We start from the raw sequence: 12202 nt of genomic DNA on the forward strand, positions 1-12202 counted from the left end.
TCTAAAAATAATGTTTATAGGTTTAAAATGTTTTTTAAGAATTACAGATTAGCCATTTTCTTGCATAAGGGCTAAAATCAAAAAAATGAAGGCCATTAAATTTAATATGGCACTAGTAGCATGAGAGAGCCCCCACTGATGAAACGCAAAATATCCAACCACATATTCTTCTTTGATTTGCTTATCCATAGTTTGTAATTACAAAAAACTTGCCATTCACATTGTATTCTACCAAAAAACGAATACCCACAGCTATTGTGTGACATACTCGCTGAGATATCTTGCTGTGGCGGGAGTTTTATTTTTCAATAGCTGTGCCACGGTTCCTTCAAACACAATTTCACCTCCATATTTTCCGGCTCCGGGCCCCATATCAATAATCCAATCGGCCTGGGCAATGATGTCAAGGTTATGCTCAATCACAATAAGCGTATTGTTTTGATCAACCAGCTGATTCAGAAAATGTAATAATTTTTGGATGTCGCTTGGATGTAGGCCAGTGCTGGGTTCATCCAAAATAAGGAGGTGATCGGTACCATTTAATTCTTTTGTTAATTTTAGTCGTTGTCGTTCCCCGCCGGAAAAAGTATCTAATCGTTGCCCGAGTGTTAGGTATTCTAGTCCCAATTGGATTAATAAGTTGAATGCTTTTGAAAACGAAGCTTCGGAGAAAAATGAATTGGCTTCAGTTATCGTGAGCTTCATGACATCGGCAATGGTATGCTTGTGATAAGTGTATTCCAAAACCTTCGGGTCATATCCCGAACCACCACATACTTCACAGGGCTGTTCGATATCGTCTATGAAAGCAAGATCAATTTTTTCAACTCCCAGTCCTTTGCAGTTTTTGCAGGCTCCCTCACTGTTCCTGCTAAATAGTTTTTCCGATACTTGATTGGCTTCAGAAAAAAGTTTTCTAACGGTATCTGACAAATGAAGGTATGTTAATACATTGGACCTCGCGCTGCTTACAAAGGCAGATTGGTCGATAATCGTAGCTTGAGGATAAAAATTCGGGAGCACCCCGTGGATCAAAGTACTTTTTCCAGAACCTGCTACCCCTGTAACCACTGTGAATACACCTTTCGGTATGCGTACAGAGACGTTTTTTAAATTATTTTTGGTAGCGTTTTTAATGGTTAAATATCCCTTAGCCAAGCGTGGATTTGTATTGAAAGAAGGTCGTTGTGCAAAATAGTGTCCCGTTTTTCCGGATGATTGTTGGAGACCGGCAACCTTACCCTGATAGATGATGTCGCCACCATTTTTACCCGATGCAGGCCCCATATCTACCACCCAGTCGGCGATCTTGATCAGATCGGGATCATGTTCTACGATCAAGACCGTATTGCCTTTGTCTTTTATCCGATGGATAATCGAAGCAATATGCTGTACGTCTTTCGGGTGCAAACCAATACTGGGTTCATCAAAGATATAGAGCAAATCAACTAAACTGCTTCCGAGGTATTTAACCATTTTGATCCGTTGCGACTCTCCGCCCGAAAGCGTATCTGTTCGTCTATCCAGCGTTAGATATTGTAAACCGATATCACGAATATGCTGCAATTTTTTTGATATCTCCTGTAGAATGATAGTATAGGGTTCGGATGGCAGACCGTTGATAAAATACAACAATTCGTCAATAGCTAATGCGGTACAATCTGCGATGTTTTTTCCATCTATTTTACAAGACAACACCTTGTTGTTTAACCGTTGTCCCTTACATGCAGGACAGGTTTGGGTGGTAACCACTTGTTTAAGTACACTTTTGCGTGTTTTGTACGTTTTGGCATCTTTTCGTAAAAATGCTTTTTCAATCCGTGGAATCACGCCTTGATATTTTACCGTTTTACCCCAATTTTTATCAGGGTGTGGGGGTTTATGCTCAGCAGCATAGAGCAAGGTATTCCACTCGTCTTCGGTGTAATCTTTCAGCTTCTTATCGTTATCAAAATATCCGGCATATACATAACGTGTCCAACGCCAGCCACCGGGCTGAAAGGTTGGAAACAAAATAGCACCTTCATTCAGTGACTTTTCTTGATCAATAAGCGCGGGGATATTGATGGTCTGGACAAAACCTAATCCTTCACATTGAGGACACATTCCCTGAGGATTATTAAAGGAAAAGACATTGGAATATCCTACAAAAGGCTTGCCCATTCTGGAAAATAACAACCGCAAAGGGGCGTATACATCGGTTGCCGTACCAACAGTAGAGCGCGCATTACCGCCTAACCTTTTTTGGTTGATGATAACTGGAACATTGAGGTTTTCGATTTGATCTACATCTGCAACGCCGTAGTGCTGCAAGCGATTTCGGATAAAACTGTGCTGCGTTTCGTTTATCTGCCGTTGTGCTTCCGCACCGATTGTTTCAAACACCAAAGACGATTTGCCTGAACCAGATACTCCCGTAAAAACGGTAATACTTTTCTTAGGGATTTCTAACGAAATATTTTTAAGGTTGTTCTGCCGTGCATGAATGATTTTAATGAAAGAAGACATATTTTTATTAACTTTGTTAATAGTTAACTAAGTTAATCATTTTTTATTTATGACAAAAGCACAGGAGCGATTTTTTGAAGTTTTTACTGATTTTCAATGTTACATATTAGCTAATATGAACAAAGGTGACTTCAATGGCATCACGGCAACGCATTATAATCTAGTGGAGTATATATACCGAAAGGGTAAGACAACAGGAAAGAAGCTGGCAGCCGATTTTGGTATCAGCGCTCCGGCCATATCCAAACAGGTAAAGTTTTTATTGGAAAATGATTTGCTGTATCAGGAACAAAGTGACGAAGACCGACGGATTTTCTATCTAAAAGCAACCGATAAAGGAAAGCTTTTAATCAATACTTCGGAAAGTTTTCGCGGACAAGTTACTAAACAGGCGAGTACGGTGCTTTCTAAAAAGGAATTGGAAGATTTAACCCTTTTATTGGGCAAAGTGCTTGCTCAGATGAAATCGTTATAACCCTTTTTTTCCTTGTAGCCAATATCCATGCGAAACGATTTTACCTTTACTTTTACCTTTTAGAACTTTACGGAACGTCCGTACCGATTGGGCATTTCCAGTTAGAATAAAGTTTGCCTGCTGCCATTCGGGCGATTGGACAAGGGGCAATGCGCTGATCCAGTTCTCGTTGCTAAATGAGCCATTTTTTGAAAATACAGCGTAATTTTTCAATTGTAAAAGATTCGGAATATGGTGGTTCTCTTCGTCCAGTTCTAAATAGAATTGGAAGGAATGCTGGTGCTGCGTCAGTACGGGTAAGAAGGAACAGACAAGCGCTAAAGAGGTTTCATCACCGAAAATAACGTACTTCTCTACTGATGAATCGTAATAGTTATAGGCTCTCGGCGGGTTAATATGAACATCATCTCCTACACCCAAACTGTCCATAAAACAGCTTCCGGGAGCATTTCCATGTAGGTGGACAATTAATTCCAACAGGCCGTTGGTAGTATCAACATAAGAAATGGTATATCTTCGTGCGTCTGTATCACTCACACGAAAATCGATGAAGCTTCCCATGCCAACATGTACATCTTTAAAATTCCCGCTGAATTGAATCCGTTTGATGGTTTCGGATAGATAATCGACCTTGGTAGTAATCATCGATAACGACTTGGCGGATAAGAGACGATCGAAAACATCAAATACCCATTTTGGAGCGCTTGGCATAATCTTTAATTTTTTTCAAAGAAACCAAGAGTAAGCCCTCCAAAAAAGACTGATATAGGGTAAGTATTGGATTAATCGCGGTTTTTCTGTCGGAAAGATAAAGCGGTCATCCCAACAATTTTGGTAAATAGCCTGGAAAAGTAAGGATAATCGTCGTATCCCAATTGGAAAAAGATACCATCTCGCACCTAAATTTATAACATTTCATTTCAATTCTAAGTCTCCAGAAAAAATCTACGAACTTATTCCGCATAAAAATGTTAGCCTAGTAGGTTTAAAAAAATATAGCATGATAATGAAAAATCAATGTTTAACGAGTAAAATTGGAAGTGCCGCTGTGGGACAGGCCGCAGGTGGTCGGGTAGCGCTCGGAGCGATGGTCATAGGAGCCTTGGCTGTTGGAGCAATGGCGATTGGTGCACTCGCAATCGGTGTACTTCGCATAGGGAAAGGAAAAATTGGTAGCTTGCATATTCATGAGCTGAAAATCGACAAACTCATTGTAAAAGATCAAAAATAGCACGACTAATTAATAACGGTGTTTATCCGCCGGAAGGATTACCCTATGAGCGACAGCTACACACACTTTTCAAATCGATCATGAAAGGATATGGAGAAAAATAAAAGATGGACGAACTTGTAAAACCCCTTATCAAAGACGTGAATATAGATTTAACACCTATTTAATACTGGTTATTTACTTTTGTGTCATTCGTATGGCGCAACAAATAACAGACGAAATCATTGCTCAATTGAGAACCGGCAGCAAGCAGGCTTTTACACTAGTGTTTAAACAGTATTGGAAAAAACTATATGCCATTGCTTATCGACGTGTAGAAGACGAAGCCGCCGCCGAAGATATTGTACAGGAAATTTTTATTGCTTTGTGGGATAAGCATAGTCAATTTACGATCAATAGCGCCAATATTGAATTTTATTTACTTAAAGCCGTAAAGAGCAGGGTGATCAATTACTATGTTTCGCAGAAAGTAAAAAGGGATATGTTGGCAATGGCTTTAATGCGAATGGAACAGTTTAGTGATCTTGAACAAGTAGGAGCAGGAGCACGTTATCAAGAGCTAGAAGCTTTAATCGATAAAGAGATTGATACTTTACCACCTACGATGAAGGCAATATTTTTAATGAAAAGTAATAATCACTCAATTGCCAGTATTTCCAGTACGTTAAACCTAGCCGAACAAACGGTAAAAAACAACCTCACCAAAGCTTCTCATCGCCTCCGGAAGTCACTTTTACAAAAATTTTCAGATGAGAAGCTGGCCACCATTATTGTCACTGCGTTTTTCTTCACAAAAAGTTAACAAAAAAAACATCTGTATTGGAGGTACTTCTGGCCGGTCCGCTTGTATACCAGTAAAAGTAACATAAGTACAAGTGGATAAAGATCAATTTTTACTATTATTAAAAAAATACCAAGAAGATAATTTGAACGAAGAGGAGTGTGAGGTCCTGGAAAATTGGTATAATTCTTATGGTTACAGCGAGGACATCAAACCACTGGAAAACCAATATAAAACAAAGTCCATTGAAAACCGCTTGTCTAAAAATATCTCCGGGCACATACAGCGGAAAAATACAGGCAGAATAAGGCAGGCAAGAAAATGGACAGTTGCAGCAAGCTTGCTATTGGGTTCAATTTTAGCCACTTATTGGTTTTTCCGTAGCAATATGGAAAGAACTGGTTTTGCTTCTGCAGGAGATAAAAAACCATTATACGACACAGTTTTGACGGCAATCGGAAAAATGAAAAAAATCATTCTTCCGGATAGTTCGGAGGTTTGGCTTAATGCCAATAGCCAGATCCATTATGCCCCAACAAATTTCAGAGAAAAAAGAGACGTTTTTTTGGATAAAGGAGAAGCCTTTTTTGCTGTCGAAGAAAATCCGAAAAGTCCGTTTCAAGTTCATACCATCGATTTGAACACCCAGGTTTTAGGAACGAAGTTTAATGTGAAAGCTTATCCTGAATTGGATTACGCTACCGTCCACGTGAAAACAGGAAAGGTAAAAGTGACCACTAAACAAGGGGTTTTAATGGATACCATATCTGCAGGTAACGGTCTGCGTTATGATCGCCTTAAAAATACCTGGCTCTCTGATAATCGTTTTGCACTACAAGCCGGGGAATGGATAGATGGCCGGATTACGCTTAATGAAGCGACTTTTGATGAGCTCGCTGCGGTGCTATATAACCGATTTCAGATTCGGTTAATCCGTGCTATGACCTTATCAAAGAATTACCGATATACCATTACTATTTTACAGAATAAACCGTTGGAGGAAACGTTGCGGCTCATTTGTGCCGTACATCGCACTAACTACAAACAACATGGAAAAACAGTAACGATTTTTTAAAAAAAACGGCAAGCTGCCCAGGGCTGCCTGCCGGTATCTCCATATAGCCCGTAGTCGCCAAATCACCGAGGCTATATGAATGAACCCGAATAGTTAACAATAACGAGTATACAAATATATGAATTATGATCATAAGCTAAACCAGCTCATTATGAGAACTTTTTTGTTCGTCAGTTTCTTTTTTACCTGCGTCCAGATGCTATTAGCCAGCCATTTGAGTGCCCAGGGAATACAAGAAAAAATTAATATTGATTTTAAAAATGAAAATTTAGCCGAGGCCATGGCTAAGTTCGGTAAGCTTATTCCGGTACAAATGGCTTACGATGGCACGCTACTACAGCTCTCGAATCATCGCATAAAGGCAAAACATTTTGAAGAAACCGAAGCACAGGAAATATTAACTTACCTCTTGTCTAATACTGGGATTACTTATCAAGAAAGTGATGGTAATATTGTGCTGATTAAACGCAATCAGTTGCAACAGTTGAGCAGCATTACTGGTCAAGTAAAAGATCAGTCTGGCGCACCGCTCCCAGGAGCTAATGTGACGCTCATTGAACTGCAAAAAACCGTGAGTACAGATGAGGAAGGTAATTTTCGACTGAGCGTGCCACCAGGGACATATACCCTCGAAGTGAGTTATGTTTCCTATGAATCGCAACGACGAGAATCCATACAAATAACTGAAAATCAGAAATTAACAATCAATTTTGATCTTAAAGAGGCAAAGGGCGTGCTTAGCGAGGTGGTGGTCATTGGTTATGGAGAGATGAAGAAAAGTGATTTATCGGCGGCTGTATCCACCGTTCCAGATCTAGAGCAAGCCACTAAAAGACCCTTGGTAGATGTTCCCAGCATGATCCAGGGAAAAGTGCCTGGTGTAACGGTGGTTAGTAATGGAGGGCATCCCAATAGCACTCCTAAAATTACGATTCGAGGTACCGGATCCATTCAGAACGAAGATCCTTTAGTCGTTGTAGATGGTGTACCCAATGCGCCCTATAACCCAGCAGATGTAGAATCGATCACGGTACTAAAAGATGCTGCTTCTGCTGCAATTTATGGTGCATTTGCCGGAGCATCGGGAGTTATACTCATCACCACGAAACAGGCCAAAATCGGTGCACCGAGTATTCAGTATGATGCCTTTGCAGGCGCAAAAAGCGCTTGGCGATTACCACAATCGCTTACCGGCGAGCAGGAAGCCCAAGTGTACAACCAAGCTTATGCAACGGCAGGTCTAAATCTGCCTGATGGTTGGGATGCAACAAAAAATCCGGATGCGCAGATAACACGCACCGATTGGATTAATGAGATTTTTCGTACTGGTTTAACTCACCGTCATACCCTAACAGTGAATGCGGGAACGGATAAATTTGCGACTCTCTTGCAAGGACGATATGAAAAAAATGAAGGAACCTTATTAAATACCTTCAATGAAAACCTTTCTTTACGCTTTAATGCCCGTTACGATTTTACCGATCATCTGAAATTAAAGCAAGAGGTTTTTTATAATAACAATAGCAGCCGAGGTACCGAAACAGCCAGTGGGTACAGCGGTGCTATTATTTCGGCTATTTATATGCCACGATCAGCAAGCGTGTATTATCCTGACGGTAGCTTTGGGGGTGTAGGGCCAAAGGATTCGGAGTACCTTGGTATTTTTGGGGATGCCATTAATCCAGTAGCAACCTTATTACGAAATGATTCCTATAATAAAACAAATGATATTCAATCTATATCCGAATTATCATATTCCGATATTATCCCGGGATTGGATGTATTGTCTCGATTCTCGTACTATCAATCAAATCTGTTTTACAAGAATTTCGATCCTCGTCGTACGGAACCGGGTAAACCCAACGATCAGAATATCCTGAGTTACGATGCCGATAAAAATTACCATTGGATCTGGGAAAATACGCTGAACTATACCCGCTCTTTCGGAAAACACAATATAGGCGCCATGTTATCCACTACTGCTCAGACAGCTGTATTAAGGGGATTTGGTATTGCAGCCCGTGATTTTGAACGGGAAGATTATTGGGCACAATTTTTTATCAATGCCTCCGATTTTGATACCGATAGGCCTACGGATAGCCAAAGTGAAGACCGTAACGTGTCTTATGTCGGTCGTTTATCGTATAGCTGGGCCGATCGTTATTTTGTCACGGCAAGTTATCGAAAAGATATTGCCGGACGTTTGCCAAAAGGTTACCAAGGGAAGGGGCTCCCAGGTTTAACAGCGGCTTGGAAACTAAGTTCAGAACCATTTTTTAAGGTGTCTGGTATCGATTTATTGAAATTCCGGGCAAGCTGGGGACGCATCGGAAACTTGTCGACCATACCGATTAATTATGGTTACCAAACCTTGAGCAGTAACACCACGTACCAAATTGGGGATGGAGCGCCTATTACCACCGCTTGGTATATTGCTAACCAGTTTAATCCTGCTCTTTCTTGGGAAACTTCCGAACAAATTGACATAGGAATGGACCTGAGTATACTACAGGAGCGTCTAACCATGACCGCCGACTATTTTAAAAAGAAAACGTATGATCTGATTCAAGATAAAACAACCGATTGGCCAAATACTTTCGGCTTAGGATCACCTAAAATTAACGAAGGAGAAATTCGCAATGAAGGTTTAGAATTAGCCTTAAACTGGAAAGACAAGATAGGCGAAGTATCGTACAATATTGGCGGCAATGTGGCCACCTTGAAAAACCGAGTCAGTTATATCTCTGAAGATCCGGATGCATTTTGGACCCACGGAGATGCATGGAGAGGTATTTTAACACCATTCCGTTCAAAGGTTGGAGAACCATACTATTCTTATTGGTTGGTACAGACGAATGGATTATTCCAAAGCGATGCGGAAGCTCAATCCTATGTAGGTCCTGAAGGTACTCCCATACAACCAGATGCAAAAGCCGGCGATTTGAAGTTTGTTGACCAGAATAATGATGGACAGATTAATGATCTCGACCGCGTTTATATGGGCAATGCTTTTCCTAAATTTACCTATGGTTTTACAGCAAACCTGAACTGGAAAAACTTCGACCTTAGCTTATTTTTACAGGGTGTCGGTGGCGCGAAACTGTTCAACGCTTTTAAGCAATCTACCTTGAATGCCGGTGAACAAGGCTATAACCGTTGGGATAAAATCCTAGATGCTTGGTCTGCCTCAAACACCGATTCAGATATTCCGCGTATCAATGCGAAAGATCCTAACAAAAACTTTTCAACGAACTCAGACTGGTTTTTGGAGAGTGGAAATTACCTCCGTTTAAAAAATGTAATGTTGGGTTATACTTTTTTCAAACTTCCGCGAAACATGAAATTACATGTTTACATCACCGGAGAAAATTTACTCACTTTTACCCAATATAGTGGAATGGATCCAGAAGTAGGCGGAGTGGGGATGGACGGAGGACAATATCCGGTTTCCAGGTCCTATGCATTGGGTGTTAACTTAACGTTTTAATGATTTGATCCATGATAAAGATAATTCAATATAGCAAATATTTCCTGAGCGTGTTTACAACACTAACCCTGTGGTCTTGTTCGAAAGACTGGGTAGATACGAAACCTTACGGTAGTCCATCTACAGGAACATTTTGGCAAAGTGAAAAAGATATCGAGCAAGCTTTAAATGCCATGTATGTGCCCATGCGGTATGAATCAACTTGGGGGCGCGACTTGTTTAGTATGCAAAATGCGAGCGACGACATTATCACCGGAAGGGTGAAGGCAGATTTCGATAATATTAAAAATTTTATTCCTACGGGAAGGGAAGGCTATATGTCTGCGGGTTGGAATGATGTATACTGGATGATGAATAAAGCCAACCAAGCTATACAGGGCATACCAACAACAGAGAACGTTAGTGATGAGGTAAAAAACAAAGCATTGGGAGAAGCTTATTTTATGCGTGCCTTCGCTCATTTTTGGATGGCGTATTTGTGGGGACATAAAGATCAGGGTGTACCATTTGACGGGCCCGAAAATCCGGAATATGGTAACCGGATTGCGCCACAATTGCCCTCAGTTACCGATAACTATGCTCAAATTATCAGCGATCTCGAAAAAGCGGCTGATTTGCTACCCCTGTTTGCTACCTATTCGGATGCCCAAAAAGGCAGAGCACATAAGGTGGCAGCATGGGGATATATGGTAAAAACCTACGCGTATTGGGCACAATACGATCCTTCTAAATGGGAATTGATCCCTGCTTTAGTTGACCGGATAAGGGATGAGGGTGGTCGAGCCTTGATTACCGGAAAAGGTAGCGGTAAAGAAAATTTTCGCGCGGTATTTAAAATTGAAAATAATTGGGGTTCGGAATATATATGGTCGGTAACCTCGGGCACCCAAGGTGGTTCGGAATTCCTAGGGGTTGTATTGGAAAATACAGGTTGGGGTGCTTATAACGGTTGGGGCTATTTTACGCCTACCGAAGAACTGTATGATGCCTTCGAAACGGGTGCCGAGGAGGGGTATTACGGTGCTAAATTTTGGCGATAAGTTTACGTTTTTTGGACAGGAACGTGAATATTATTCAACCAATAGCCTTTCCGGTTTTATGATGGGCAAATACCTGGATCCCTATACGTATGGTTCAAATGGTGAATCAGGATCGAATGATATGATCAATCAAAATGGGGATTATCCTACCACTCGGCTAAACCTGCCCTTAATGCGTTATGCCGAGATGTTATTGTTTAAGGCAGAGGCATTGCTAATGACGGGTAGAAACAGTGATGCAGCAGAACCTCTGAACGAAATTCGAAATAGGGTAGGCTTACCCATTATTAGCAATCCAACACTCGCCGATTTAAAACATGAAAGGAGAGTGGAATTAGCCTGTGAATGGACCGATCGAGTGGCTGATTTAAAACGCTGGGGTGATTTTGACTATTTAAGGATGGCTTTGCATGGACGCGATCATGTGCGTAAAACCGATCCACATTCGGATTATAAGGTTATTGAAGTGTGGCCAGCGCGTAATTTCGATCCGAATAAACATATGGCTTGGCCAATTAACCCAGATGAGATTGCAAAAAGCAATGGTGTTTATAAACAAACACCTGGCTGGTAAACAATAAATAAATAAAACATACCTTAGCACTACCAAATAATAGATTTATGAAAACATTCATTTATGTCATCTCCATTCTAACTGCCATTTTTATGTGTTCTTCCTGTAGGAAAGAAAATGAATTATTGTCAGCACAAAAGACAACTACGTCAAATGCAAACGTCATGTCTACAGCTGTAACCATTCATATGGAAAATGCGGCAGATTGGATGTCTTATTTACCGGATACCGTATCAATCAATCAATTGAGCATACCTGGAACACACGATAGTGGGGCGAGACATGAACCTATTGGCGGTACCGCAAAGACACAAAACCTGTCGATAGCCGACCAGCTGACAGCAGGGGTTCGTTTTTTAGATATCCGATGCCGTCATTATCAGGGCGCTTTTGTCATCCATCACGGTTCGATTTATCAACAGTTAAACTTCGACGATGTATTACTCGCCTGCAAAACATTTTTGCAACAGCATCCTTCGGAGACAATTGTTATGAGTGTAAAAGAAGAATATAATGCGGAGGGTAATACGAAAACATTTGCCGAGGAGTTTGATCGTTATGTTGAGCAAGATCCGTCATTTTGGTATCTAGAAGCCGGAATTCCTATTTTAGGGGAAACTCGAGGTAAAATAGTCTTGTTCAGGCGTTTTTCTGCTCCTGAAGCAAAAGGTATCGATGCCAGTCACGATTGGGCAGACAAAGCCACTTTTACCATTACTAATCAAAATTACACGCTTAGGATACAAGATCAATATGAAGTGAGCAACAATGACACTAAATTTCAAGCAGTTACTGATTTATTTGAGGAAGCCTTGCAAGGCAATCAAGACGACCAAACATTGTTTGTTAATTTTACGAGTGGTTATAGAAATGTATTTTTGGGAATTCCAAATATTCCCGATGTGGCCAATGCCATTAACCCGAAGTTATCGGCTTACTTCGATAATGCGATTGCCGGAAGATACGGTATAGTACCCATGGATTTTGTAAATGATGAATTCGCTTGGAAGATCATACAGAAAAATTTCTAA

12 protein-coding genes are annotated in these 12202 nt (G+C 40.8%); 8 read left to right on the forward strand and 4 right to left on the reverse strand.

Features of this window, described 5'->3' with window-relative positions:
* Positions 1-48: 48 nt before the first annotated feature.
* Positions 49-189, reverse strand: a complete 141-nt coding sequence (locus ABD930_RS00840; RefSeq protein ID WP_345229778.1) for a hypothetical protein — start codon at positions 187-189, stop codon at positions 49-51.
* Between the two features lie 63 nt (positions 190-252).
* Positions 253-2508 carry an ATP-binding cassette domain-containing protein gene (locus ABD930_RS00845; RefSeq protein ID WP_345229779.1) on the reverse strand — a complete coding sequence of 752 codons (2256 nt, stop codon included), beginning with the start codon at positions 2506-2508 and terminating at the stop codon, positions 253-255.
* A 49-nt stretch (positions 2509-2557) separates the two neighbouring features.
* Between ABD930_RS00845 and ABD930_RS00850 the strand changes: the two genes are divergently transcribed.
* Positions 2558-2983, forward strand: a complete 426-nt coding sequence (locus ABD930_RS00850; RefSeq protein WP_345229780.1) for a MarR family winged helix-turn-helix transcriptional regulator — start codon at positions 2558-2560, stop codon at positions 2981-2983.
* On the opposite strand, the gene ABD930_RS00855 is transcribed toward ABD930_RS00850, so the two are convergent.
* Together ABD930_RS00855 and ABD930_RS00860 are read right to left on the reverse strand one after the other, a co-directional pair.
* Positions 2978-3694, reverse strand: coding sequence for an SIP domain-containing protein (locus tag ABD930_RS00855; RefSeq protein ID WP_345229781.1), 717 nt, complete (start codon positions 3692-3694; stop codon positions 2978-2980). The genes ABD930_RS00850 and ABD930_RS00855 overlap by 6 nt on opposite strands.
* Positions 3695-3765: 71 nt before the next feature.
* Positions 3766-3882, reverse strand: coding sequence for an AraC family transcriptional regulator (locus ABD930_RS00860; protein WP_345229782.1), 117 nt, complete (start codon positions 3880-3882; stop codon positions 3766-3768).
* 101 nt (positions 3883-3983) lie between these two features.
* Here ABD930_RS00860 and ABD930_RS00865 point away from each other — a divergent pair, with 101 nt between their 5' ends.
* The 7 genes from ABD930_RS00865 to ABD930_RS00895 all read left to right on the forward strand — a co-directional run bounded on the left by ABD930_RS00865 (position 3984) and on the right by ABD930_RS00895 (position 12202).
* Complete coding sequence (locus ABD930_RS00865; protein ID WP_345229783.1) at positions 3984-4214, forward strand: hypothetical protein; 231 nt, start codon at positions 3984-3986, stop codon at positions 4212-4214.
* A 196-nt stretch (positions 4215-4410) separates the two neighbouring features.
* Positions 4411-5016, forward strand: a complete 606-nt coding sequence (locus ABD930_RS00870) for a sigma-70 family RNA polymerase sigma factor (RefSeq protein WP_345229784.1) — start codon at positions 4411-4413, stop codon at positions 5014-5016.
* Between the two features lie 73 nt (positions 5017-5089).
* Positions 5090-6070: a FecR family protein gene (locus ABD930_RS00875; RefSeq protein WP_345229785.1), complete on the forward strand. Its 981-nt coding sequence runs from the start codon at positions 5090-5092 to the stop codon at positions 6068-6070.
* Between the two features lie 151 nt (positions 6071-6221).
* Complete coding sequence (locus ABD930_RS00880; RefSeq protein WP_345229786.1) at positions 6222-9557, forward strand: SusC/RagA family TonB-linked outer membrane protein; 3336 nt, start codon at positions 6222-6224, stop codon at positions 9555-9557.
* 11 nt (positions 9558-9568) lie between these two features.
* Positions 9569-10597: a RagB/SusD family nutrient uptake outer membrane protein gene (locus tag ABD930_RS00885; protein WP_345229787.1), complete on the forward strand. Its 1029-nt coding sequence runs from the start codon at positions 9569-9571 to the stop codon at positions 10595-10597.
* A complete protein-coding gene (locus ABD930_RS00890) occupies positions 10539-11171 on the forward strand; it encodes a RagB/SusD family nutrient uptake outer membrane protein (RefSeq protein ID WP_345229788.1) in 633 nt (210 codons plus the stop codon). The genes ABD930_RS00885 and ABD930_RS00890 overlap by 59 nt, the downstream gene beginning before the upstream one ends.
* A gap of 47 nt (positions 11172-11218) precedes the next feature.
* On the forward strand, positions 11219-12202 hold the full coding sequence (locus ABD930_RS00895; RefSeq protein WP_345229789.1) for a phosphatidylinositol-specific phospholipase C: 984 nt from the start codon (positions 11219-11221) through the stop codon (positions 12200-12202).

This window comes from Olivibacter ginsenosidimutans (assembly GCF_039542865.1).
Classification (GTDB): Bacteria; Bacteroidota; Bacteroidia; order Sphingobacteriales; family Sphingobacteriaceae; genus Olivibacter; species Olivibacter ginsenosidimutans.

Coding starts and splice junctions, on each gene's coding strand:
- ABD930_RS00880 (WP_345229786.1), top strand. CDS start 6,222: ATGAGAACTTTTTTGTTCGTCAGTTTCTTTTTTACCTGCGTCCAGATG.
- ABD930_RS00865 (WP_345229783.1), top strand. CDS start 3,984: ATGATAATGAAAAATCAATGTTTAACGAGTAAAATTGGAAGTGCCGCT.
- ABD930_RS00840 (WP_345229778.1), bottom strand. CDS start 189: ATGGATAAGCAAATCAAAGAAGAATATGTGGTTGGATATTTTGCGTTT.
- ABD930_RS00890 (WP_345229788.1), top strand. CDS start 10,539: ATGATGCCTTCGAAACGGGTGCCGAGGAGGGGTATTACGGTGCTAAAT.
- ABD930_RS00885 (WP_345229787.1), top strand. CDS start 9,569: ATGATAAAGATAATTCAATATAGCAAATATTTCCTGAGCGTGTTTACA.
- ABD930_RS00870 (WP_345229784.1), top strand. CDS start 4,411: ATGGCGCAACAAATAACAGACGAAATCATTGCTCAATTGAGAACCGGC.
- ABD930_RS00855 (WP_345229781.1), bottom strand. CDS start 3,694: ATGCCAAGCGCTCCAAAATGGGTATTTGATGTTTTCGATCGTCTCTTA.
- ABD930_RS00895 (WP_345229789.1), top strand. CDS start 11,219: ATGAAAACATTCATTTATGTCATCTCCATTCTAACTGCCATTTTTATG.
- ABD930_RS00850 (WP_345229780.1), top strand. CDS start 2,558: ATGACAAAAGCACAGGAGCGATTTTTTGAAGTTTTTACTGATTTTCAA.
- ABD930_RS00845 (WP_345229779.1), bottom strand. CDS start 2,508: ATGTCTTCTTTCATTAAAATCATTCATGCACGGCAGAACAACCTTAAA.